This is a genomic window from Amnibacterium soli (genome assembly GCF_039544415.1).
GTDB classification, from domain to species: Bacteria; Actinomycetota; Actinomycetes; order Actinomycetales; family Microbacteriaceae; genus Amnibacterium; species Amnibacterium soli.
Genome location: NZ_BAABLP010000002.1, coordinates 383,117 through 408,152 on the forward strand (window position 1 = coordinate 383,117; position 25,036 = coordinate 408,152).

A 25,036-nucleotide genomic window follows, 5' to 3' on the forward strand; every position below is an offset into this window, starting at 1 on the left:
GAACCGCAGCACGCGCAGCGCGAGCGCCTACAGCCGCTCGAACACCATCGTCGCCTGGATCCGGTCGCCGCCGCCGATGCCCTTGCTGCCCGAGGTGGTGGTCGTGATCGTGTGCAGGCGGTAGCCGCGACCCGCCTGCTCGTTGATCACGCCCTCCAGCTGCGTCAGGTTGCCCGACCCCGTGCCGAGCAGGCGCTCCTTCAGCACGACCTGCAGCACGACGTACGCCTGCCCCCTCGCCGCCGAGGTCGCCGGCTGGACCGCACCGGCCCCGCTCCCCTTCGGGCGGACGTGCTCCGTCCACGCTCGGCCGTCCCACCAGCGCTCCTGGTCGCCGAACTGCTCATCTGGGAACCATCCGGGAGCGATGGGCGCGTCATTCGTCATGGGACGAGCCTCGTGGGTCCGGGGCGCGCACCACGGGATCGCCTCGCCCTTCCTCGCGGTCCGACTGGAACGTACCGGTCGGCAGGTAGCGCACCCACGTCCCGCTTCGACCGCCGCCCGGCTACCCGCCGAACCCCTCGAGCGCGGCGCTGCGCAGGTGGTCCACGTCGAGCTCGATCCCCAGACCGGGCCCGGATGGGACGTGGAAGCGTCCGCCGGTGTTGTCGAGCGGCTCGGTGAGGAAGGCGTTGTACGGCGCGAGATCGAACGAGCCCGTCTCGATCCGGTAGAAGTTCGGCACTGTCAGCATCACCTGAGCCCCGGCGACCAGATTGATCGGACCGCTCGCGTCGTGCGGCGTCATCGGCACGTGGTGCAGCTCCGCGAGCGTCGAGATCTTCTTCAGCTCGGAGATGCCGCCGGTCCAGGTGACGTCCGGCATCGCGAACTCGGTGAGCCCCTCCCGCAGCACCTCGGCGAAGTCCCACCGGGTGTGCAGCCGCTCGCCGACCGCGATCGGCACGGTCACCTGCCGCTTCACCTGGCGCAGGGCGTCGATGCTCTCGGGCGGCACCGGCTCCTCGAACCAGTCGATGGATGCGGCGGAGTCGAGCGCCCGGCAGAGGCGGATCGCCGTCGGCACGTCGAACCGGCCGTGCGCGTCGATCAGCAGCTCGACCTGCGGCCCGACCACCTCGCGGACGTGCGCGGTCAGCTCGACCGCCTGCCGCTCGGCCTCCCGGCTGAGCCCGCCGTCGAGGTACCGGTCGTTCGCCGGCGACGCCCCGTGGAGGTGCGGGAACGGGTCGATCTTGATCGCGTCGTGCCCGGAGGCGAGGATCCGCCCGAGCTCCTCCTCCACCCCCTCCCGCGTCGCGAACCGCGACTGATCGGGGTGCGTGTAGATCGCGAGGTCGTCGCGCACCCGGCCGCCGAGCAGATCGGCGACGGGGACGCCGAGCCGCTTCCCCTGCAGGTCCCAGAGCGCGATGTCGACCGCGCTGGTCACCAGGGTGCCGACCCCGCGGCTGCCCGCGTAGGTGAAGGCGCGGAAGATCTTGTGCCAGGTGTCTTCGATGCGCGTCGCGTCGTCCCCGGCGATCAAAGCGCTCACCCGCCGCAGCGCGTCCGCGACCACCCGATCGGCGGCGTGCGTCGTCGTGGTGACCTCGCCCCAGCCGGAGAGGCCCTCGTCGGTGCGCACCTCGACGAACAGGTACTCGCCCCAGAAGGTGCCGGGCGCGCGGACGAGCCAGGGCACCACCTCCCTGATCCTCACGACGTCCTCCCCTGCTGCTGCAGCCACGCCTCGTACTCGGGCCGGGCCGCGTCCGTGAGCGGGTAGTACCGCCGCAGGTCGCCGCCCTCCGCGAGCCGCTGGCGGGAGAACTCCTCCCACGCCGCGTGCTCCCCCGCGGTCGCGGCGACCTGCTCGGCGAGAGCGGCGGGCACCACCACGGCGCCGTCGTCGTCCGCGACGATCACGTCGCCGGGGATGACGACGGTCCCGCCGCACGCGATCGGCACGTTCACGGCGTGCGGCATGACGTTCGTCTGGCTGTGGAAGTTCGGCGTGGTCCCGCGGATGAACAGGCCGAGGTCGAGCCGGCTCGCCGCGCCGAAGTCGCGGATGCAGCCGTCGACGACGACCCCGACTCCCCCGCGGCCGGCGAAGTAGGTCAGCATCATCTCGCCGAAGACGCCGCTGGTCGTGTCTCCTCGGGCGTCGACGACCACGACGTCGCCGGGCCGCGCGTGGTACATGACGTGCCGGTGGAGCTGCCGCTCCGGGTCCGCGTACTCGTCGACCTGGTACAGGTCCTCCCGCTTCGGCAGGAACTGCAGCGTCAGCGCCGGCCCCGCGATCACGCGGCCGGGCGTGCGCGGCACGGGGCCGGTGATCGCGGCGCTGCGCACGCCGAGGCGGTTCAGCTCCCCGCTGACGGTGGCGCTGCCGATCGCCCGCAGCCGGGCGACGAGCTCCGCCGGAGGACGGACGATGTCCGACCCGATCGTCGCTCCTGCATCGTCTGCCATGCGGCCTCCTGCTCCGTCGCGAGGTGATGCAGCGAGAGCGACTCCCGCTGCGGATCGACCCTGGTCCGTCGCGCTGACCAGGTCCTGGAGGCGTTCCGATCGCCGCGTGCCGGTCGAGCGGGTCCGCTGCGGAGGAGCAACCTCCGCAGCGGACCGCTCCTGCCGACGGTCAGGACTGCGTGGCCCGCCGGCCTCCGGCCGTTCTGCGGCTCAGAACGTGATCCCGCGCGCCGCGAACGCCGCCTTCACGATCCCGGCCGCCTTCGCACCGTCCCGCTGCAGCGCGGTCGCGTAGGTCGCCTTCGCCGCGGCGCTGAACGAGGTGTCGGGTGCGAAGTCGAACTGCGCGTCGATGATCGTCGTGTCCGCCGCCTTCGTCGTCGACCCGTTCGCGAGGTAGCCGTTGCGGATGTCCCAGAGCGCGCGGCTCCAGATCTCGCCGTCGTCGTGCACCTCGCCGTCCTTGTCCGCGACCGTCTTCGTGCCGTCGAGGCGGCGGAGGCAGTGCACCGGCCCGGCCGTGTAGGAGGTGGAGTCCCAGTCCGCCACGCAGGCCTGCGGGGTCTTCACCGCCCACCCGTACTGCTTGGCGGCCGCGAGCCCGACCGTCACGCCGAGGTAGTCGCCGAACGCCTCCCCGATCGCGCCCGCCTCCTCGCTCGCGCCGAAGCCGGGCACCTGCGCGGCGTGCACGGCGTGGCCGTACTCGTGCACGATCACCTCCGCGTCCTCCGCGTCGTCGACGCCGCCCTTGCCGTAGCGGATCCGGAACGGCTTGTCCGTCTGGTACGAGTTGTCGCCGCCGTACTGGTCGACCTTCACGATCTGCTGCTGCTCGTTGACCGCGGGCAGGGTGCTGCCGAAGCCGAGCGACTGGATGTACTCCTGCGCCTGGTTCACCCAGAAGTACGCCATCACCTGCTCGAACTGGTCCTGGCTGCGGTCATACACGAACGTGTTCGTCGACGACGTCGCGGGCGTGCCCGTCGCGGACTGCACCGCCACCCACGTGCCGGTGAGGGTGCCGCTGCCGTCGAGGTTCCGCAGCGGCACCGTCGCGTAGGCCGAGCTCGGCACCGCACTCGCGCTGTCGTTCTGGTCGGTCAGCGTCTCGATGCCGGTCGACTGCACCGGGTTCACCCTGAACACGGAGGCGGTGCCGGTGCTGCCGAGCGACGGCTTCGGTGCCGCGTTCGCGGGCGCGACGCCGACGGCGAGGCAGCCGGCCAGGACGAGGGCACCGAGGCCCAAGGTGCGGGGAAGCGGTCGGACGCGCATGGGTTCTCCTCGACGACATCGTTGGGGCGACGGCGACGCTACGGGGACGACGCCTCGCATGTCGAGGGTCTGCGGCGTGGGCTGCCTCCTGCCTCCCGTACCGTCGGAGCATGAGCACCCTGACGGAGGTCGGCGACCGCGACGGCTGGCGCTGCTGGCTCTGCGACGAGCCCGTGGACCCGGACATGAGCGTCAACGACCCCCGCGGCCCGAGCATCGACGCCGTCACGAACGCCAAGCCGAAGAAGGGCGCACCCGTCCCCGAGCGCCTGGCGCACCGCGCCTGCAACACCCGCAAGGGCGCGGTGAAGGCCGTCGTCCCGTGGTCGTCGGACCTGTTCGTCGTCGACCCCGCGCCCATCGTCGAGACCGTCGAGCGCCTGTCCCGCAAGGGCGGCCGCGAGGTCGTCGCTCGCTGCCCCACCCACCAGGATGCCGACCAGGCGGCCGACTGGCTCGTCGACCGGCTCTCCCGGCTCGCGCCCGACCAGCGCTTCGCCACCGAGGTGAAGCCCGGAGGCGGGCAGTTCCTGCTGGCGCTCACGACGCGCTGACCGTCGCCGGCGGCCACCAGGCCTCCCGCATGGAGGCGGGCAGAGGATGACGCGGTGACCCAGGATCCGCAGTTCTTCACCGTCGCCGAGTTCACGACCGAGTCGGGGAGGGTGCTGCCGGAGGCGCGCCTCGCCTACCGGACCTTCGGCTCACCGCGCGCGCCACGTGGCGCGGTCCTGGTGCCGTCGCACTTCATGGCGGGCTCTGCGGACAACGACTTCATCATCGGCGAGGGCCTCGCGCTCGACCCGGCCGAGTTCTTTGTGATCGCCACGGAGCTGCTCGGCAACGGCGTCTCGTCCTCCCCCAGCAACACCCCTCCCCCGTTCGACGGCCCGCGCTTCCCGGTCACGACGATCCGCGACACGGTGGAGCTGATCCGGCGGCTGCTCGTGGAGGAGCTCGGCGTCGAGCACCTCGCCGCGGTCGTGGGCTTCTCCATGGGCGCGATGCAGGCGTTCCAGCTCGCCGTCAGCGCACCTGGCTTCGCGGACCGCGTCGTCGCGCTCGCGGGAACCGCGCGCTGCTATTCGCACGGCGTCGCCCGGCTCGAGGGCCAGCTCGCGGCGCTCTTCGCCGACCCCGCCTTCGCGCACGGCGAGTACGAGCAGCAGCCCGCCATCGGCCTCGGCGCGTTCGGCACGGTCTGGGCGGCATGGCTGTACTCGCAGCAGTGGTGGCGGGACGAGCTGTGGCGGGAGGCGGACCCGGAGGCGACCTTCGAGTCGACGATGGCCGAGTTCCGCGACGGCTTCCTCCCCGGCGCCGACGCGAACGACGTCGTGCTGCACTGCCGCACCTGGCAGCGCCACGACGTCGGCACCACCCCCGGCTTCGACGGCGACACCGCCGCGGCTCTCACGTCGATCGACGTTCCGGTCCTCGTGATGCCGGGGGCGACCGACCTCTACTTCCCGGTCGGGGACGCGGAGCTGGAGGCGCGGAGCATCCCGCGCGCCACCTTCCTCCCGATCCCGTCCCTGTGGGGCCACCCGGCCGGCGCGGGCGCGACCCCGGCTGACGCAGCGTTCGTCAACAACGTGGTCCGACGGTTCCTCGCGGGCGAGCCGACACGGGAGGTGGAGGAACCCGCTGCGTTGCCCACCGCGTAGGGGAGCCCCCAGCGGAAGGTCCGCGATCCATGACCACGTCACCCGAGGTACGAAGTGGGCCACGGCTTCCACGCCGCCGGAGGTGAGGGCACGCTCTTCCATCTAATCACGGCCCATGGAGGGCACTGATTGCCCGACACGGTTGCATTTGCACGGCAACGGAAGCCATCATCGGCGCGTGCCACAGGCGTCACGACAATCTTCAGAGATCGACCGCGCTGCGCTCGATCGACTCGTCAAAGAGGCAGAGCGCCGCGAAGCGGAGTCAGTTGCGCGAGCAAAGCGCGCGCTCCAGGACGTTAAGGACGCTCGGGCGGAGCTTCAGCGTCTCAAGGCACAGCGGCGAAGCGTCCGGCTGGGCACTCGTCCTGCGCTGCCAGCCACAGCTCAACCCCGAGTGCAGGAGCCCAGTGCTCAGCACAGTCCGCCGCTCGTTGAGCAACGCGGATCGAAGGCGACGAAAAAGCCGAAGATGCGCAAGTGCTCCTGGTGTGGTCGGCAGGTCGCCACGATTGGGAGGGCCTTGGCGGCGCACCACGACTCGTCCGGTCGCCACTGGTGTCGCGGCGGTGTCGCTACGCGAGGCTCATCCGACGCCCTCGACCACCAGCACTGGATAAAAATCCACTCCTAATTCGCGCAACGCCTTTAGCCGTGCCTGATGGCAGCCACTGATCCACGCTGACCGGTTCTTCTGGCTTTCCTGCCTCAGGCACGTGCGCGAGTCCTGTCAGCTCTCAACTCACAACTTGTCGATCCAGGTGTCCTCTTGCCGATCGGCCCATGCGTTACCGGTAAATGTCTGCCCCGCCTGCTCGCTGCGACGCCGAAGTTGGATCAGAAGCGCCTGAGCCTGCTGGGCGCCGAGTTCTCGCGGGGACGAAATTCGCTGGCCGGTGAGCGTCTCGACGAGCGCAAACTGGTCCTTCGCAGCCGTGACGCCGAGCTGAGCGAACGCCGCCCGGAGCGATTCTCTCTGCCGGTCCGACATCGGCTTCGGCTCATCGCGCTGCACCGCTGGTGACGGCTCGAAGAGGGGCAATTCGTCGGACAGGGTCAGATCCTTTCGTTGGGTGCATCAGCCAGTTGCGCTTGGAGCCTGTGATGTCGACGATCAGCCCGAGGCACGGCTCACTGGTCGCCCTGCCGCTGCCGCCGGTTCACGATTGAGGTTCGCGCGACCTCCGCGGCATGCGGGCGGTCGACGAACCGCTCGGCGAGTGTCGCGCGTGCCAGATCCGCGGGCAGGGCAGCCGAGAACTTCAATCCGCTGACCGAATCAGCAGCGATGAAGGGCAAGGCGGAATCCAGAACGCTCCGGCGGAGGATCGCGGCGTCGAACTGAGTGCTGAAGCGGATGGCCTCATTTGTGGATCGCGCCTCGAAGCCGGCGGGCAGAGCCGCGGCAAGCGTCTCGTGGGCTTTCAGGCCAGCCATGCTCCACAGCTCGACCTCGTTCGTCCCGCGCACGAGAACGAGACCATCGCGGTCGACGCGCTCGGACCACCCTTCCCGCACGCTGGCGAGCACCTTGGTCGCCCGCTGCGTGAGCGACACTGGCGGGGCAGCCCCAAGCAGCACGTCACGGCGTGCTCGCACCATCTGGAAGGACTCCGGCATCGGCTCGGAGGACCACCGCACCTTGCCGCGGTCGATCTCCGGCTCGACATCCACCCGATGCCTCTGCCAGTCAACGGCGACGACCTTCCAGGCGCGACCTGCGAGGAGGAGCGGCTTCTCGCCGCGAAGAACCGGAGCGTTCAGGGAGATCGGCGAGACGCCGCCGATCTCCTTCCTCCCGTGCGCGACGCTGAGCTCGAGGTCAGCGATGAACGTGCTGAGCAGCTCGAGGAAATTTCGTCCGCCGAACGCCTTCTCCGCGGCAGGCCCGATGAAGAGCCAGCCACCGTCGGCGGCGAGGAACCCCTGCGCGATGAGGTAGTCGAGGACCTCCTCGCCGTCGTCCATGACAGGGCTGCTCGACCACCACTTGCGCCAGGTCCCGCGCGCGAACCGGCGCTCCTGCAGCGCAAGCGCAAGGAATTGCTGAGCTGCAAGGTGCCGCGGGGAGGGCGGCGGCGTCACCGGCTCGACGAAACCGGTCCCCCACAGCTGAAGCAGCCCCGCCGCCCGCAGGAAGGTCTCGTGCTCAGTGGCGAGGAACAGTGCGTTGCGGGAACCGCCTGCTCGACGCCCGGTCCGTCCCATCCGCTGCAGGAACGACCCGACGGACCGTGGCGAATCGAGTTGGATCATCCGGTCGAGGTCGCCGATGTCGATGCCGAGTTCGAGCGTCGATGTGGACACGATGACGCAGTCACGAGCCTCTGCGAACGCCTTCTCGCTCTGCCGTCGCTCATCGAGCGAAAGCGAGGAGTGGGAGATGAAGGTGGTGACCCCATGTGCGCGCAGCTCGAAGGCGAGCTCTTCTGCCTGGGTTCGCGACTCGCAGAAGACGAGCCGCTTCTCCCCCGCGTGCAGCGCCGAGATGACGACGGCGGCGTTCTCGGTCGACCCGACGTAATCGAGGGTGACATCGGGGGCGGAGGGAGGATCCCCTGCGGCAACGACCTCACCAGCGACACCCGCTGCGGCATTCGATCCCTGATACCAGGCAAGCACGTCGTCGGGGTTGCCGAGCGTCGCCGACAGCCCGATGCGCTGGAACCGGTGATCGGCGATGCGCTGGATTCGCTCGAGCACTGCGACCAGGTGCCAGCCGCGATCGCCCGCGGCGAACGAGTGGATCTCATCAGCGATGACCACGCGCAGCCCGCGGAACAGCAGTCGGTGGTCGACCCTCCGGGAGACGAGCATCGCTTCGAGCGACTCCGGAGTGGTGAGGAGGATGTCGGGCGGCTCGCTCAGGATGGCGCGCCGGGGGCCGTCGCCGATGTCCCCGTGCCAGAGCGCGACCCGCCTCCCCAGCCACGCGGTGTATTGCTCCAGCCGCGGGAGGAGGTTGTTGAGCAGCGCTTTCAGCGGCGCCACGTAGACGACGCTGAGCCCCTGCCAGCCCTCGTCGACCATCCTCGACAGCACCGGGAACGATGCCGCTTCCGTCTTGCCGCCGGCGGTCGGCGCGATCAGGAGGCAGTCCGCGCCGGACCGCACTGGAGAGATGGACGCCCGCTGCAATGGACGGAGGTCGAGCCACCCGAGCGTGTTCGCGACGTGGTACTCGAGTGCCGAAGTCAGCTCTGCGACGTCAGACATCGATGCTGATCGCGTCGAGCCCACCCATGGCCGCCCGCTCGTCCGCGTTGAGCTCGGTCTCCAGGACCGCGACATCCGGTGCCTGAGGCGGCACGTAGTCGGGGAACTGCTCGATCTTGTCCAGGATGTCGATGAGCTTGCGCAGGTAGAGACGCGGGGCGATACCGACCTTGCCGCCGAGCCGTCCAGCGACCGTGTCGGCGAGACCGCCGAGGTAGCCGTCGGTGACCAGGGTTGTGATTCGGTCCGCCTGCGAGCTTCCGCTGACGTAGATGTCGCGGATGCGCTCCCCGAGCTCCTGAAGGCTCTGCCGTTGGAAGCCAGGGAGACGCACCTGAGGAGCCCGCGGGTTGTCCCAGCGGGGGTCGCCGCTGAAGTCGACGCCGATCCGGGCGGCCAGCGGCGGAAGCCGCTGCACGCCCTGCGTGCCGTCGTAGAAGGCAGGCGTGCCGGTGATCAGGACGTACAGCCCCGGGAACCGCCCTGCATCGATCTCGTCGAGCAGTTGTCGGAGGGCGTTCAGCGACTTCTCGCGGACGTCGCTGCGGACCCGCTGGAGGGTCTCGACCTCGTCGAGAACCAGCACGAGTCCGGCGTAATCCGAGTCCCGAAGAATGGCGAGGAGGCCCTGGAGGAACCCGAAGGCACCGAAGTGGTCGAGGTCGCCGCGTACCCCCGCGACGCGCCGGACGGACGCGGACACATGCGGCTGCCCGCCGAGCCACGCGGCCAGCCCGTCGGCGGTCTCGACCTCTCCAGCGGCGGTCGCCACGTGATACCCGCGGAGGGCAGCGGCGAACGCCGGCGCCGTCCGCGACACCACGGCGAGTCGCCGTTCGAGTAGCGCGTCCGTGCTTCGCGCGACCTCGTTCGAGTCAGCAGCGTCCGCGCCGGCCGAGATCGCATCCTCCTGCAGCACTCGCAACCACTCGTCGATCACCTCCCGGAACGCGCTTGCCGGAGTCGCTTCCGTGGCGAGGTTCTCGGTGATGCGCCGGTAGATGGTCTCGAGCCGATGCAGCGGCGTTTCGGTTTCCGAGATCTGCACCTCCGCGGTCGCGAACCCGCGCTGCTTCGCCGTCTCTGTGATCCAGCGGGCGAAGAACGTCTTACCCGCGCCGTACTCACCGCGAACCGCTTTGAACACCGCACCACCGTCGGTGACGGCATCGAGCTCATCGCTCAGCGCCCCTTGGAACCGCTCGAGGCCGACGGCCATCACGTCAAGTCCGCGTTGCGGCACCGCGCCCCGACGGAGGGCGTCGATGATCTCGCGACGTCGCCGGGGACTGACGGCGGTCACGATGCGGCTCCGAGCTCGAACTGCTCCTCCAGCAACTTGAGGTCGAGGACGACCGTCGCCCCATCGGCGTCCATATCGATGACCGGGTAGCCGTCGACGTTGAGCACCCGACGAAGCGCAGCAAGGAGTCCCGCCATCGTCGTGCCGGGCACTGCGGCGCGGACCGCGAGGGTGTCCCGGTGTGCACGGCCCCCCGCAGTGGTTAATGTCGTGAGGATCGTCACCGCCACGCTGTCGTCCACGGGGTGACGCCCCGCGATGCCGCGGCGGGCCTTGTAGATCGGACTGTCAATGAGGCGTTCGCCGATGCTCCTCCCCGAGGGCCCTGGCGTCATGGCCGCATCGGGTTCGAGGTCGAAGAGCGCGGCGGACGACACGGGCACCTTGGTCGTCCTGGATCGTGTCGGCTTAACCGGCGCAGGAGGCATCTCGACGCTCGCCCGGGCCGGTTCGTTCCACCAGGTCGGCTCCTGCGGCGGCGCCTCCACCCAGCCATCTGGGTTCTGAACGCCTCGCGGCTTGATGACGATCAGCGGGATCGTGAGCTCGGCCAGCGAGGCGCCGCCGTGGTAGCCCGCCTTCTTCGACGCATAGCGGAGGCCGTCGGACACGGCGAGCACTGCGGTGCCGCCTGGCGCCAGCACGCGGGGCCCGGTCACGAGCCGCTCGTGTGCTCCAGATGGCCCGGTCGATGCATCGCGCCAACGGGCCGGTGACTGCGGAACGCTCCGCAGCTCGCTCCCGCGCTCGACGACGTGCCCATGGTCGGAGGTCAGGATGATGGTCCGCCCGGCGTTCTGTGCAGCAGCCAGGACCGCCTCGAGATGCGCGACCGAGTGCAGCGTCCAGCGCAGTGAGTCGGCGTCTGCACTTGCCAGCGAATCGTCGATCGTGTTGAGAACGACGCCGACCACCTTGCGCCCGGAGTCGGCGATTGCGTCGCTGACAGCGGGCGGAAGCGCATGCCCGGCTTCGGCACGGAGATCATCCTTGTGGAAGACGATCCCGCCCACTGCGGCGGCGAAACGCGACTTCTCGATCTGCTGATTTCCCGCGAGCAGCTCGCCGGCGAAGAGCGATGTGCGCGAGTACTCGGTGACCGTGGGCAGCACTGCGAGCGCGGCGCCGCGTCGCAGCGTCGCCGCTTGGACGAGCTCGGTCCAACCCTGTGCCGGGAGGCCGGCTGCGATTTCCACGCCGGTCGGTGCGCTCATCCCGTCGAGCACGATCAGGAGAACCCGGTCGCGGGTGGTGAGCGGTACGACGAGCCGCGACAGCAGGCTCTCGATCGGCAGCACGGCGTCGTCCGCGACGAGTTCCCCGGTCAGGGTCGCGGCGGCAGCCGCGTCCTGCTGGCGGCGCACGGCCTGCACCGCGTGAGCGAGCGTCCGGTACGCCTGTGCAAGGCCACGATCGGTGTCCCCGTCCCAGATGTCCCCGAGTGCCCGCTCAGCCCAGGCGCCATCGGTCGCGTACGACAGCATCGCCGCGGTGAGCCCTGGTGTCGGGGGCGCTGTCTGGACGAGCCAGCGGACGAGACGTGCCGCCATGCGGGCGGTGGCCGACGACCGAGCAAAGGTTGCGCGGGCGCCGTGCGCTTCTATGGCCGTGAGGGCATCGTCGACGGTCAAGGAGGCGCGCGGATTCGGCGCCGCGGCGGCTGCCTCGATGGAGGCGGCGAAGGCGGCGACGCGGGCCCGCAGCCCGGCAGGGAGGAAGTCGGAGGCTGCGGCGCCTTCTGTCCAGCCGAGGTCGCCGCAGAGCGCTTCTGCCTGCTCGAGCACCTCCCGTGAGTGCTGGTCGCCGTCTGCGAGCCACCGCTGGGTGATGAGCTTCGCTGACGCGCCGTACCGCTGGGCAGCGACGGCACTTGGTGTGGGCCCGATGTACCGCTCGGCGCGCACCCGCGCTGCTGCCACCGTCGCGTCTGGAGGCGTCGCCCCAGCGGCCCACAGCTCCCCGACGACCAACCCGACCGAGATCGCGGAGACGCGCCCGGGCGCGGTTACTGCCCGGAGCGCCATCGCGAGGTGCGAATCCACGTGCGTCGCAACCGCCCTGATGAAACCCTCACGGGCGTCCTGACCGAGCTCGTCCAGACGGGCTCGCACTCCCGCGTCGTCGAGCGGCGCGAGCGCGGTTGACGACTCGAGGGCATCGAGCCGGTGAAGGCCGAGCAGTGCGACGAGAGCGGACCGTACGACGTGGTCGGCGGTCAGCACCCCGCCCGGAGCCGGCGGGAATCCTCGGTCGTGCCGCAGCGACGTCAGAAAGCGCGGCACCCACGATCCGAGATCCCGCACCGGCCGGGCCGGGGCGTCGCGCACGCCGAAGAGTGCGGGCAGCACGTTCCATTCGTCGAGGTCGGTGACTCTCTGCTTCTCGACTTCCAGAACGACAGGAGTGCCGAGCTCCGCTTCGGTGAGAGCGGTGAGCACCGCAACGAACTCGTTCTTGTCGGCGGCGCGCATGGCATCGAGCGCGGCGAGCCCCGAAACGCCCTCGACGATCCGCACCTTCTCACCGCTGATCTCGAGCGCGGGCGCCCCGGACCATGCCGGTTGAGCCCGAACGAGGATGGTCCGCGACCGTCGGCGCGCGTCGGTGAGCCACGTGGTGAGGTGCTCGCGCAGTGCGGTCTCGGTGACCGTCGGTGCCGTCATGCTCCGTCGACCTGCCATGTGATCGTGACCGTGCCGTCCGCACCGGCTTCCCGCTTGATCTCTGTTCGGAGATCCTCGAGCGCACCGTCCAGCTCAGCAACGACGGTTCGGCGATGGTGGGGCGGGTGCACTACCAGCTGCTTAGGCGGCGGAACCACAACGACGAGTGCCCGTGCCTTTGCTGCGGCTTCGTGCAGGCGCGCCTCCAACGGAACGACAGACTCTTCCAGGGCTGCGGCCTCCCGCAGCCGGGAGAGCGTCGCGTCGAACACCGCATCGCTACGCGACTGAGCGGCCGCAATGATCCCCCAGTCGAGCCCGTCCATCGCGCGAGCGAGCCGCTCCGCTGCGCCGAACGTGCTACCGAGGGCAGTGAGATCGTCGGGGAGGTCGAAGGCTGCGAGCGTCTCGATGAGCGTCTTGTCCCCGCTCGCCGACGACAGCGCCTGCACGAGCTCGCCCGCGCGTCGGACGGTCGCGATGCGCCCGCCAACTGCGAACCGGTCGATTCCGAGGACCTCTGCGTGCGCTTCAAGCTGGCCCGCGAGCGCGCCGACGGAACTCCCGGACACCTGGGTGCGGATGACGCCGGCGAACCTGCTGACGGCACGCGGCGTGAGGTTCGGTTCACGCGCCACACCGAAGATGGTCCCGGCTCGCTGAGCGGCGGCATCCCAGTCGCCCTGACTGGGCACGTTCGCCTTCCGCGGGGTCGCCCCGTCGGGCAACGACCCGACCGTGAGCGCGCCGGTGCCGCCGAACTCGTAGTTGCCGAGCAGCGCCCAGGTGATCAGGACCGCGTCCTCCATGCCTTTCGTCATGCCCCAGGCAGCGAGCTTTCCTCGCAGGCCGCCGACGGTGATCAGCGACCCCAGCTCCGCCTCCCAACGCGCGAGGTTTCCACCCCACCTGAAATTCGCGGTGTCGACGACCACCACGTTCTCGTTCCGCGCACCCAGTCCGAGCGGCACGATGATGTCCTGCGCGAGACGCTGCTCGTTCGCTGCGAGGCCCTGTCGCCGTCCGCCGAGCTCCACGGTCGAGCCCACGAGGGTGAGCGCCTCGTTGAGTCGCCGGTCGGTGACCTCCTCGCTGCCGAGGAGGGGATGGTCGGGGAATTCGTACGTCCACGCCGCCTCGAGCGCATGTCGCAGGCCCGTGAGCAGAGTGCCCGTGGGCGGCGGCGCGATTGAGAGACCCTCTACGAGTGCCGAGTAGATCTCGTTGCCGGCAAGGTCGCGGCCGACGTTCGAATCGTCTGGGGCGTTGACCCCGTAGGCCTGTCGAAGCGCCGTCGTGAGCACCTCACGGAGCGTGCGTCGTTGGGACTCGAGCGTCTGGCGCGCGGGCCCCCGATCAGCCTGGGCGAGGTGATCGGCGTTCTGGTCGAAGCGGTTCCCGGTAAGCAGGTACTCAAGAAGCACCAGCTTGCCCAGGTCGCCCTGCCGTGCTTCCGAGAGGAAGTTCGGAATCCACGCGATTGTGTTCGCGGAGCGACCGCCGTCGCGAAGCTTCCGGAGGCGCGCCACGTCGTCGGCCGGAGAATGGGAGCCGTTGTCGTACGGGAAGTCGATCACCGCGCGCCACTCGCCGTCCCCATGGATGAGGTCACTGTCGAGCACTTCGGACTCGTCGCGGATGTTGCCGAACTTCACCGTGACGGTGCGTCGGTGTCCGCGCCACACGTGGGACAGCTGACGCCCCACGAGGTTGTCCGGCGGAAGCTGGAGCTCCTCCGCGATGAGCTTGCGAACGAGTTCCCGACGTGTCTGCTGGTTGTCCTCGGTACGGACCCGGTCGAGGATCGAGTCGTAGTCGACGCCACTGAGGGTGGCCGTGATGATCGGGTCGGCTCCGTCGCCGATATGGATCTCGCCGAACTCGGTCGCCCAGGCGCGCACCAGTCCGAGCACCTGCTCCGCCTCGGTACCCGGGATGAACGCGTCGATGGTGCCCCAGTTGAGGGCGGCGAGCTTCGCCGCGGTGAGGTTCTCGAGCGACTTCGCTTCAGGTGCAAGTGCGGCGATGAGCACCGTCTTCGCGATCCGGTCCTCAGTGATGAACGCGTGGCTGCGCGGCAGTCCCTCGATCTCGCTGTCTGCCAGACCGTGCCTCCGAAGCAGGTACGGCAGCATCTTCGACCGATAAAAGCGGGCGGAGATCGCGAAGTGCTGCTTCATCTCCTCCGAGAGCGGCTGCGAGCCGCCGAGCACGATGGGCGCGTACAGATCACCGACGGGAATCACATCGCGAACGAGCAGGCGGTCCCGCCCCTCGCTGAGCAGCTCCGCCATCAGCTTGAGGGCGGTGCGCTCCCGCTGCATCAGGCTGGAGAGCGCCACCATCGTGTCGACCAGCGCAGGACTGAACGGGTAGACGTCGGCGAATGCCCTTTCATCGGATTTCGCGTCGTCGCTGAGCAAATAGCCCCACGACGCGTAGTCGCGCTTCACCTCAATGAGCGCTTGGTTCAACGTCGCGGCGGCCGATGCCGACACCGGCTGAAGTAGTCGCTGCTTGACGATCTTCGGCAGGTCGGCGGCTTGGAGACGGATCTTGGAGAAGCGGTCCTCCCAGTACTGGAACAACTGCCCTTGCGCGACGCGCTGGGCGCCCGCCACGTGAGTGCCGAGAAAGTCGCGCAGGTCCCGCTGCCGCGCGAGGAATGAGGTGATCGGGATCGGGAGGTTCGCGGCGGCGTTCTCTGCGAGCTGCACGACCTTCTCGATCTCGCGCTGTACCCAGCTCTGGTCGGCTAGGTGCTGACCGAGCCAGAGCACGATCTCGTCGATCAGGAATACGACGCCCTGGTAACCGAGCGACTTCGCATGCCCCGTGAGCGCCTGCAGCCCGTCCCTCATCGGTAGCCACTCACCGGCGCGCGCATACCCACCGAAGTAGGCGGCGATGAGATCCCCGACGAGGCGGTCGCGGTCGGGATGACCTGGTGCTTCAGAGGCGGCCTGATTGAAGCTAGGGCCATCCCACGCCCCATCGAGGTCACCCCAGCCAGCGCCGACGCCCCCGAGCCCATCGAAGAAACGAGCATCACCATCGCGCGCCCGCATCCTCCGGGCGTCGCTGATGAGCGAATCGCTAGCGTGAAGCACGGGCGCCGGCTTGTCCGGGTGCTTCCGGCCCACCGTCTCGAGGTAGCCACCGAAGATCGCGTCTTCGAACGATCGTGCACCGAGCAGGTTGAAGTCGAGCACGAGCAACTTCCGCTCGAGCGTCTCCTGCCGCATGGCCACGACGGGCGCGAGTCCGGAAATCTGACGCGCAGCAGTGCTGCCCGACAAGAGGAGGTGGAGCACCGCCATGTAATGCGATTTACCAGAGCCGAACGAGCCGTCGAGGAAGGCACCACGCGACGACTGCCGAGACACGGAGCTGCTGACGAGATCGACGCCCTCACCAATGGCCGCTGCGATGGCGTCGGTGACGACGTAGTGCTTGATGGTCTGCTCGTGTCGGGCGACGCCTTCGTCGAGCTTGATGACGAAGTCCGCGGCCTCGACCCGCTCCGGCACGTGAATGACGTCCCGCAGCGGCGAGTTCAGAGTGTACTCGGTCATGATGCGCTCTTCCTCCCGCGCGTCGGTGCCGGCGGCCTCCAGGCCAGGATCTCGTCCCTGCCCAAACCGAGGCGGCCCAGCAACGTGGTGATGATGCTTTCAACGGCCGCTGCAGGGCTGACGCCGGTGCGCGTGTCCAACTCGTCGTGCCATTGCCGCAGCCACGGCTCGACCTCGATTAGCGCGCCGACGAGCGGGACCACTTGCTCCGCAGGCGACCCTGCGCGTGAGAGTTCGTTCGCGAAGCGTGCTATGGCTTGCCCGCGCTCGCGGCTATCCCACCCTCCCCACCCGTACACGTCGGTCACGTCGTCAGGCAGTTTGCTGCCGGGGAAAGCCACGAACCGTTCTTTTGGCACGTCGAGCTTTCCTCGCGCCGACCAATAGGACGCCTTAAGGAAGTCCGCCTGCACGTACTTCGGTGGAACCGGAACCTGCACCCGCTCCCCACGATCCTCCGCGCGTTGAGCGTCCCAAGTTCGCTCCCACGCACGAGATTTTTCTATGCCGGACGGCTTGTAGCGCGATGCAGCCACAGCTGGAACCGCCTTGCTCGCCAGCAGCCGACCGAGCTCGTTGGCGAAGTCGTAGTCCTGGGAGCCTGTATAGATCGCCATCAACTCACGCATCCCCTCGTCATGGCGCAACTCATCCGCGATCTGCGCTGCGGAGCGGACGAGCGGGCGACCGGACGCATCCCGCCACAAGTCGGCGGAATCTAGCCGACCGAGGAGTGCACCCTGCACAGCAGAGTTGACAAGTTCTTCCCAACTTACTCCAGACCATCGGCGCTTATATTCCGGTTGCTCTAGAACACCCAACCCGGGATTCGACGCAATTGCCGCGAGGCGCCGTTCGATGAGATCACGATATTCACTCGACCAATGCTCGGGAAGTTCTGTGAGAGGTAAGCGACCGTGACGGTTGAACCACGCAGTTTCTGTCTCACCACGCGCCACCGCGCGGGCTAGTCCAATCTCGAATGGTCGCTCATTCGGCTGGATGGCCGCTAACCCCTCCACCTTCGGCGACAGCTGCGGATCCGCAAGCCCATAGGCTACGTACATCCGCCAGTCGAGTTCCTCCTGCAGAGCAACCATCTCACTCCCAAGGCGAATCCACTCCAAGTGCGCGTGTGCGAGCGCTCCCGGACCCCAATTCGCAAGTACAACCTCGGGAAGCGTCGCTGACCGAGCTTGCGCACGCTCGTCGATTTGGCGTGCTAGGTCACGAGCCCTATCCAAGGGCAGCGGAAACGGGTGAAGCTTCGTTGTGTTGACCTGGAAATGCCAGTCCCAGCGCTCGTCGCCACCCTGCTTCTGCTGACTGACTTCCTGAGTCCAGAAACAGGCGACAGAAGAGTTCAGCACCCCCAGAATGTCATAGTAATCATCTTCGGTTGCTTCCGGCGCCAGTTTGATCACTGGTGCCGGACGATTGAACACCTTTCCGCCGCGGTCCAGAACGAAGTGATTATGGGACGCAACCTCCGGGTACGCGATAGAGAGAGGAGTCCGGAGCTTGTTCGCAGCAAGATATACATACTGGTACCACTCGAACCCGCGCTGAGCGGGAGACTTACCGAAGAAGATGACATTGCGCAACACTGCGCGATACGGCCAAAGCCAGCGAGACTTTCCTAATTCCGTGTTGGGGCGCAGATGCGCATCGTAGGGCCAGTACCGCCGCACCTCCCTAAGACTCCAGTCCCGGACGGACTCGCCGGAAACCAGGCCGATCGTGGGGCCCCGGAAGGAGGGTGGCACCTCGAAGGGCGCCTCCTCACCGAGTACTGCGACAATTCCAATTTCAGCGACTTGGTCACCTAACCGACCCGTGCTAGCTGATTCAATCTGCTTCTTTAGTTCCCCTGCGCCGCCACCGGATAACGACCACGGGAAGGTGCGATACGCGGACCGAGGTACGTCCGCTATCGAGACATACTGACCTTGGTAGCCCGGACTGTCGAGATGTTCGACAATGTCGCGCCAAACTAAGCCGTCTGCCGCGACTGCCGGCCGGCTTGGCTCGCCGCGCACGCCGAGTACTGCGCGCACGGTGGAACTCTGAGGCTTCCGAGGTCGACCCACAAGAATCGCGGTCGCAGTGCCTTCCGAATTATGACCCGGTATCCACGCGCGGGAGGTGTCGATGATATATGTCAGCTCGACATGCTCGGGTACGCTGCCGGTGTATTCGCCCGAAAGGAACTCCTGAATCAACTTCTTGCCGAACTCGCGCTTCATAAACGCGTTTGAGGTGATTTGCCCGACGTATCCCGCACCGCCCGCCCCTCCTCGTCTCGCGAGGCGGAAGAGCAACTCCATGAACGGCACCGAGAGAGCATACTTTCGATGACATGTGGAGTAGAGCGCCCTATACTGGTCCCGAAGCTTCGGGTCAGATGGTTGGATGTATGGCGGGTTCGCGACCACGACGTGATATCGATTACCCCTGAGGATATCAGCGTACTCGCTCAGGTCCTCGTTGTGGTACTCGAAGTATTCCTCACCCGTCATGTCCAACTGCTCGACTCGGTCGACACTCCCGAGCAGTGAGTCTCCAATTGCTAGGCGGTACCGAAACTCTGGAGCTCCAACAAGAGTGCGGATTCCTGCTGCCTTGATTGCAGCCGTCGTCAGCCGGAAACGCGCAACCGCGATGGCAAAGGGGTTGAGATCCACGCCGTGGATAGAGTCAAGGGCGCGCTGCACCCGCTCACCCTTGTCGGCACTGGGCGCCGTCTCCGCCCAAGCGGCGGTAAGGCGATTGAAGGCACCAAGTAGGAAGTGACCGGAGCCGCACGCAGGGTCAATCATTTTCAAGCCCGTGAGGCCGAACTCCGCGATGGCTGGCGTCAGGGTTTGATCGAGTATGAACTCCTCGACGAAGACCGGGGTCTGCAGCAGCGCGTATGTCTTTTTTGCGTAGTCCGAGAGGTCCTGGTACAGGTCCCCCAAGAATCGTGTTCCGAGTTCGGGATCCCTGAAGTCGTGCATCAGGTTACCTGCCGCCGTTGTGTGGCGGAAGAAGGCGAGCAGCCTGTCCGATGCGTTCGCGGAGATCGGTGCGTGCCAGACGGCCGAATGGTCGGGGTCGACCAACGTGCGGCCTGCGGGGAGGTCGGCCAGCGTGCGAAAGGCGTCCTGCAGCCAATCCCGGCTCGTGGCGGTAGGTGTCGCCGCGTAGTACGCCTGCTCGTTCTCAACCGCGCGCTCGATGCCCTCGCCGGGGGCCGCAATCCACGGCAGCGCCACCGGGCGCCCATCTCGTTGGGCTCCCTCGAGTAGGCCGTTGTCCTCGGCGAAGCGGATGAACACACTCGCCAGGATCCATGCGACGGCCGCCTGCGAGACCTCGCCGTCGCGCCACTCGATCCACGCGAGACCGGTGCGCTCGCGTCGCTTTGCAGTCTCGTACTCGTCGCGGAGCCGCGCTCCCCACGGATCAGCGTCATCCTCGGCGCGCACCCGAAGGTCTGCCTCCAGCGACTTCAGCTCACGCTTGAGGTCGGCGAGGAGGAGGGCGGAGTCGATCAATTGGTGCCGATCTTGTCGAAACTGTTGGGATTAAATGGGACGGACTCGATTTCCGGCGGCCCTTCGAAGCAGAGCTCAAGCCACCCGTCGGCCCCGAACGGGAACGGAGTGCCGTCGAGATCAGGGGTTCCGCCGGAAAGGGGGCGGGGCAAGAGGAACCAGCGGGTCGCTTGACGCGGGGTCGCCAGGTCGGTGACGTTCGTGATGAGGTCGACGAGCCCGAGGCGGGCGAGGACAGCGGCGTTGAGGAACAGCATCGGCTCATCGCGCGTGAGCAGCTCCTCCCAGACCGGTGCGACCCCGAGGCGGGCCAGCTGGACCAAGTTCCGTCGGTCTCTCGACCCGTCCGACTGACCATCAGCCCGCAGCACGATCGGCCACTGCACGCCCTTGGCGTCCGCAGCCACCCTCAGAGCCTCGAGGGCCACATCGGCCAAGTCGACGATCGTGAGTCCGTACCCGCGGGCGAGCCTCGTCGCAGTGGTGCGCAGAATCTGCTTCCTCGAGACGACCAGGACGAGCGGGCCCTTGTCCCGGATCGAGCCGGCGAGCCGCGCCGCGATCGCTGGATCCGCCGCCGAACGACCCCAGGCCGTTGAGGTGCCGGTATGGGTGAGGGAGGCATCGCCGACATCCCGCAGCTGGTACTTGCCCTCGCTGTCGCGCCACTCCAGGTACGGCATCGCGGACTTCACGGCAGCGTCGAGTTCGGGCCGCGCTGGGATCGACGCGAGGTCGGGGAAACGGGCACGCACGCGCTGCTCGATCGTGACCACCGCGAGCTCGCGCGCCGCCGCGCCGCGAAGCGCGAGCTCGACCGAGTGCGCGGGGTCGAGGTCGGCGCGGTACGCCTCCCCCATTGACGAGATCCTGCCTGTCGCGGACAGTCCGATGGCGAGCTGCACCACGCGGGCGTCCGTCACGCGGAGCGCAGGCGCGCCGCTGGCGAGCAGCGTCTCCCGGAGCCGCGGTGCCGGGACGACGTCCTCCTCGGTGAGCAGCCGGTCGACCAGGGCGGCGTGAGCGAACAGCGCTTCGAGATGCGGTTCGGCGTCGTCGAACAAGAGGCCGCTGCCGTCATCGGGAGCGTATGCGATGGCGGTGCGGGAGCGGTCTCGCGACCGCTGGAACAGGAACTGCGGAGTGCTCGACCGGCTGTCGAGTTCGAGAATCGCGCGGACGACCTCCTCCGCCGCCTTCCTTCGCATGCCGTCGGCGAGCGTGGAGCCGTACTCGCGGAGGAGCCTCGTCACGAGTTCGTCGAGCGTTGCGACACCTCCGAGGTCCCGCACCCAGCGACCGGCATCCTCCATCGCGCCCTTCAGAGTGCCGTTCTTCTTCAGCCGCTTGTACCGGTCTTCGCTCGACTCGTCGGGCTTCTGCGCGATCGTGCCGAGAAACGACTCGACGGGACGACGTCCGGGCACAACCGGTGCCTCGACCTGAGTCGTCGGTTGCGTGAGCCGCTGCCGCCACTCCCGGAGACGAGATTGGATCTCGCGGCGAACCTGCTCGCCGACCCCGCGGGTTTGGTTGATGAGCATCGGCGGGACGCCGAGCAGCTCGCCCACAGTGCTCGCCTTCACACGGGACAGTGCGGAAAGGGCGCGGGCGCTCAGGCCTGCGTCGGTGAGCGATGTGTCGAGGGTGGCAGCGTCGGCCTTCAGGTCGTTCGCCTCAGCTTCGCCCTTACCGACGCGGGCACCGGCAAATGCTGCGCTCCACGCCTCCTCCATCGCAACGAGGGACGGATGGCGGTCTGCGAGCTGGGGCGCCAAAGCGGTTCGGAAGAACGAGACGAGCCCTGTAGCGACCCCTTCGTCAAACGACGAGGGCTCGACGATGGGCGCCTCCAACGAGCTCGCCGGCATATCCCCTGAGGACCACCAGATCGGATACGACGTGGCGAGCTCGAACAATGTCGCGGCGATCGCGAAGCGCTCAGCGGCGCTGTCGTACTGCGGCCGGCCGCCGGACCCGAGGTAGGGGTCGAGGTAGGGACGGGAGCCAGAGTGCACGTTCGTGAGCGGCTCGTCCGCGAGGGAGAAGTCGAAGAGCGTCAGGCGAGGCTTGCGGTTCCCGGGGTCCGGTCGCACGGCGAGGTTCGTCGGCTTGATGTCTCGGTGGAAGACGCCAAGCTCCTCGAGATGCTGCGCCGCCTCGAAGAGGTCGGCCGCCCAGCGCTCGAGCTGCTCGATCGTGGCCTTGCCCTCGAGCCGGATGCGGTCCGCGAGCGTCTCGGTGCCGGCATCGGTCATGAGGAGGCCATGGCGAGAGCCGACGGCGACCGGTCCCTCGAGTCGCTTCACGATGCGCGCGTTGTCGAGGCGGCCGAGAACCTCCGACTCAACAGCGAGGCGCGCGGCTGCGGCATCGTCCTTCGCGAGCTTCAGGATGACGTGCTCGTGGCCGGCGTCGTAATCCGTCACCTGAAGTGCGACCCCGGTCGAGCCGGAACCGCGTCGACTCTCGATCTCGAAGCGGCCACCGACGATCTCTCCCACCCCGGCATCGAGCGGATCGCCGGGTGCGGGTACCGGAGATTCCGCCTGCCGCTCCTTCCGCTGCGCCTGCTCGAAGCCGGCCTGGAAGGCGCTGATGTCGAGCAGTCGAAGGCCCTCGTGGAACGCTGTCGCTTCGACGATGACCGCCGCATGCTCGTCGGACAGCTCCGGCATCACAGCACGGGGATCGAGGCCCGCTGCGTCGGAGGCGACAAGGGCCTCTAGCGCCGCGAGGTTTGTCGCCGGGGGTTTCTGCGTCAGGACCTCGAACGCAACCGCGCCGACGCCGTACACGTCGAGTGTGAGCGCGGACGCCGGCGCAGACCCACGCAGCGTCTCGGGCGCCAGGTACAGGAGGGCGTTCTGCTCGACGTGGCTGACCACCTGCGTGATGCCCCTGGAAACCTCGGTGGCCGTGCTCGTACCCGACTCGGGCCGCCGCGCAAGATCCCAGTCCCGGATCCGGAGACTCACGCCGTCCATGCTGTTCTTGACGCGGACGCTCGTGGGAGACAGCGCCCGATGCGTCAGCCGCTGGCCGTGGGCGAACCGCACCAGCTCCGCGAGTTCCTGCACCATCCGCTCTCGGTCCTCGAAGGTGAGGTCGTCGGCGTGCTCGGCGAGGTAGTCGGCGAGGCTCCGTTCCTCCGGGTCGTAGGAGAAGACGAGGGCCGCTCCCTCCTCCGACATGATCAGGTCGTTCGGACCGATGATGCCCGGATGGACGACGCCCTGGGTGAGACGGAACTCGCGCTCGGCGCGGCGATCAACGTCGGCCCTGGCGTCCCGACTGGATCCCTTCGGGTAGGGGAAGAGCCGGATTCGGTGCTTGGTCTTCGCGTGGGGGTGCGTGACGAGGAAGTCCTGCCAGCCGGGTCCCTCCCCGAGAGGTTCGGCTGAGTCCAGCGCGTACTGGCCGATCATGCGCTGCCTCGGGCGAGGCATCAGCCCGGCGGCGTTCATCAGGGCATCAACGCCGTTGGCCTTCGCGCGGTCGATCGGCGCTCGCTTCGGCACCTCCGACACCAGTTCGGAGAACAGCCTGAGCGGCGCTCCGGAAGCTTTGACGTTGAAACCATCGAGCGCCCACACGGCCTCGGCGCCGAACTGATCCAGCTTCACCCGCGAGTCCCGACCGTGAAGCACGACGGCTTCGCTCACGTAGGGCACCGTGCCCTTCGGGAGACGGTTGGTCCAGGCGAGGTCGCTCAGCACGCTCGCGAGTCGCTTGGCCTTGCTGTTGGCCAGGATGCGAGGGTTCGCCCCGGTCCGCCCAGCGTGCGTCCACGTCTGCTGGTCACCGACGATGGCCCCGTGCCAGCCCTTGAGCTCGACCACGGTGAGGCCCGCGCGGGTGAGCATGAGGACGTCGACCTCGTTGAGGCGCCCATCGTTGTCGGTGAAGGTGACGTTCGCCCAGGCTCGGGCGATGCCGTCATTTGGAAGCAGTCCACGGACGACGGCGAGCGCCTCGGCCTCTTGCGCCTGCGCGGGATCGCCCATCTCTCGCCAGAGCTTTGAGTCGGCTCTCATTCCCACGTCCCCCTCGACACAACCCGCCCAACCTACGCAATGGTTGCGTCGGCTCCAGCATCGCCACAACCTCGTGTCGCAAGCACCCCGGCCCCCGCGGTCGGAACCGTTGGCGCCATCCCTCGTCGACGGATCTAGCTAACAGCAGACGCGTCGAGACCCTCGTCGTCTGCCTGTGCAAGCGCGACGGGGAGCGGGAGCCCGTACTTCTCGCAGAGAAACCTCGTCTGGCAGTACCGCTTCGCATCCTCCGCGACGCTTCCGAGTACGGCCGAATTCATCCCGGCCCCGAGGACGATGCCGATGAACGGCACCACCTTCGCGACCGACTGCACCGAAACCTTCGCGCCGGAGCCTCCAAGATGCTCCATCAGCTTCTTCGTCGCTGCGATCGTGCGATGGTCCGCTAGGAGCTTCGCCGACCACCGCTGCCGCTTCTCGATCGCCTTCGCGGCTTGGGCCGCCTTGACCATGGGCTGTGCCTTGGCAGCCTGCGCGATGAAGGCGCGCTTCACGAGACGCTCGATGAACTCCTCCTCGAGAGGGTCCTTGGCGTCGAAACCGTACGAGTAGGCGACGCGCGACGCGATCGAAACGCTGAGCACCTGGACTACGAGGATGTCGGCGGTGATCGATGCCGCGATCCCCGCCACTGGTACCAAGGCCAGGGCGCCCATCGCGCCACCCTCGAGAGCACCTGCAGTGCGCCACTTGAGCGAGTTGCGGTCGAGAAGCCGGTCGCAGATCTTGAGGTCCTGCTGCCGCAAGTCCGTGAACCGATCTAGTTCAATGCCCTGCTTCTTGGCCAGCTTCTCCACGCCCGATGGATCGTTGAGCTCGACAGCCCAGTCGTCGACCAGTTCGAGGAGGGCCGCGACCGAGTGCATCACGGGGCGTGCGGCTTTATCAGCGACGAAGTCACCCACACGACGAACCGGCTCCGCGACCGCATCGGGCACGCCGTCAGCGACCTTGTGGGCCGTTTTCGACGCGGCCTCACCAACATGATCGATGGCAGCTCCAGCCCAGTTGGGCAGACCACGCCGATTCGATCGGCGCTCCCAGTGGTTGTGAAGCGCCTCCCAGACCTGGCGCTCGTAGGTGCTCATCTGCGGGGCACCGCTTGGTACCAGCGCGCTGCTCGTCGTCATTTTTTCTCTCTGACCTCGTCCCGCCTGTCGCGGGAGTCACTACAAAAAGCCTCAACACAAAAAGCGTTCAGCCGTCGTCACCACGCACCCGCTCATGGAACATCCGGCCACGCGGCCGGTGCGTCATTCGCGGTCCGGAGTCTGCCGTCGCACGATGCGGCTGCCAAGTGCGTGCACCCAGCA

General features: G+C 67.9%; 14 protein-coding genes. 2 read left to right on the top strand and 12 right to left on the bottom strand.

Annotation, left to right across the window (positions count from 1 at the left end; all coding sequences use genetic code 11):
• Positions 1-27: 27 nt before the first annotated feature.
• The 4 genes from ABEA53_RS05875 to ABEA53_RS05890 form a co-directional block, all read right to left on the bottom strand.
• Positions 28-387: a DUF2510 domain-containing protein gene (locus ABEA53_RS05875; protein WP_345480094.1), complete on the bottom strand. Its 360-nt coding sequence runs from the start codon at positions 385-387 to the stop codon at positions 28-30.
• Positions 388-508: 121 nt separating this feature from the next.
• Positions 509-1,666, bottom strand: a complete 1,158-nt coding sequence (locus ABEA53_RS05880; RefSeq protein ID WP_345480095.1) for a mandelate racemase/muconate lactonizing enzyme family protein — start codon at positions 1,664-1,666, stop codon at positions 509-511.
• On the bottom strand, positions 1,663-2,424 hold the full coding sequence (locus ABEA53_RS05885; protein ID WP_345480096.1) for an RraA family protein: 762 nt from the start codon (positions 2,422-2,424) through the stop codon (positions 1,663-1,665). Before ABEA53_RS05885 ends, ABEA53_RS05880 begins: the two co-directional genes overlap by 4 nt.
• Positions 2,425-2,634: 210 nt before the next feature.
• On the bottom strand, positions 2,635-3,702 hold the full coding sequence (locus ABEA53_RS05890) for a M4 family metallopeptidase (protein WP_345480097.1): 1,068 nt from the start codon (positions 3,700-3,702) through the stop codon (positions 2,635-2,637).
• 110 nt (positions 3,703-3,812) lie between these two features.
• Here ABEA53_RS05890 and ABEA53_RS05895 point away from each other — a divergent pair, with 110 nt between their 5' ends.
• Positions 3,813-4,256, top strand: a complete 444-nt coding sequence (locus tag ABEA53_RS05895; RefSeq protein WP_345480098.1) for a hypothetical protein — start codon at positions 3,813-3,815, stop codon at positions 4,254-4,256.
• A 54-nt stretch (positions 4,257-4,310) separates the two neighbouring features.
• Positions 4,311-5,369: an alpha/beta fold hydrolase gene (locus tag ABEA53_RS05900; RefSeq protein WP_345480099.1), complete on the top strand. Its 1,059-nt coding sequence runs from the start codon at positions 4,311-4,313 to the stop codon at positions 5,367-5,369.
• Between the two features lie 742 nt (positions 5,370-6,111).
• On the opposite strand, the gene ABEA53_RS05905 is transcribed toward ABEA53_RS05900, so the two are convergent.
• The 8 genes from ABEA53_RS05905 to ABEA53_RS05940 all read right to left on the bottom strand — a co-directional run bounded on the left by ABEA53_RS05905 (position 6,112) and on the right by ABEA53_RS05940 (position 24,811).
• The gene (locus tag ABEA53_RS05905) at positions 6,112-6,411 is read right to left on the bottom strand and encodes a hypothetical protein (protein ID WP_345480100.1); all 300 of its coding nucleotides are present in this window, start codon (positions 6,409-6,411) and stop codon (positions 6,112-6,114) included.
• Positions 6,412-6,500: 89 nt separating this feature from the next.
• The gene (locus ABEA53_RS05910; protein ID WP_345480101.1) at positions 6,501-8,585 is read right to left on the bottom strand and encodes a DEAD/DEAH box helicase; all 2,085 of its coding nucleotides are present in this window, start codon (positions 8,583-8,585) and stop codon (positions 6,501-6,503) included.
• Positions 8,578-9,888 carry a BREX system ATP-binding protein BrxD gene (gene brxD / locus ABEA53_RS05915; RefSeq protein ID WP_345480102.1) on the bottom strand — a complete coding sequence of 437 codons (1,311 nt, stop codon included), beginning with the start codon at positions 9,886-9,888 and terminating at the stop codon, positions 8,578-8,580. The genes ABEA53_RS05910 and brxD overlap by 8 nt, the downstream gene beginning before the upstream one ends.
• A complete protein-coding gene (gene pglZ / locus ABEA53_RS05920) occupies positions 9,885-12,551 on the bottom strand; it encodes a BREX-2 system phosphatase PglZ (RefSeq protein ID WP_345480103.1) in 2,667 nt (888 codons plus the stop codon). Before pglZ ends, brxD begins: the two co-directional genes overlap by 4 nt.
• Positions 12,548-16,126 carry a BREX-2 system ATPase PglY family protein gene (locus ABEA53_RS05925; protein ID WP_345480104.1) on the bottom strand — a complete coding sequence of 1,193 codons (3,579 nt, stop codon included), beginning with the start codon at positions 16,124-16,126 and terminating at the stop codon, positions 12,548-12,550. The genes pglZ and ABEA53_RS05925 overlap by 4 nt, the downstream gene beginning before the upstream one ends.
• Positions 16,123-19,665 carry a BREX-2 system adenine-specific DNA-methyltransferase PglX gene (gene pglX / locus ABEA53_RS05930; protein WP_345480105.1) on the bottom strand — a complete coding sequence of 1,181 codons (3,543 nt, stop codon included), beginning with the start codon at positions 19,663-19,665 and terminating at the stop codon, positions 16,123-16,125. The genes ABEA53_RS05925 and pglX overlap by 4 nt, the downstream gene beginning before the upstream one ends.
• Entirely contained in the window at positions 19,662-23,672 is a 4,011-nt protein-coding gene (locus tag ABEA53_RS05935) for a protein kinase domain-containing protein (protein WP_345480106.1), read from the bottom strand. Before ABEA53_RS05935 ends, pglX begins: the two co-directional genes overlap by 4 nt.
• Before the next feature lie 164 nt (positions 23,673-23,836).
• Positions 23,837-24,811, bottom strand: a complete 975-nt coding sequence (locus ABEA53_RS05940; RefSeq protein ID WP_345480107.1) for an EcsC family protein — start codon at positions 24,809-24,811, stop codon at positions 23,837-23,839.
• Between the last annotated feature and the right edge of the window lie 225 nt (positions 24,812-25,036).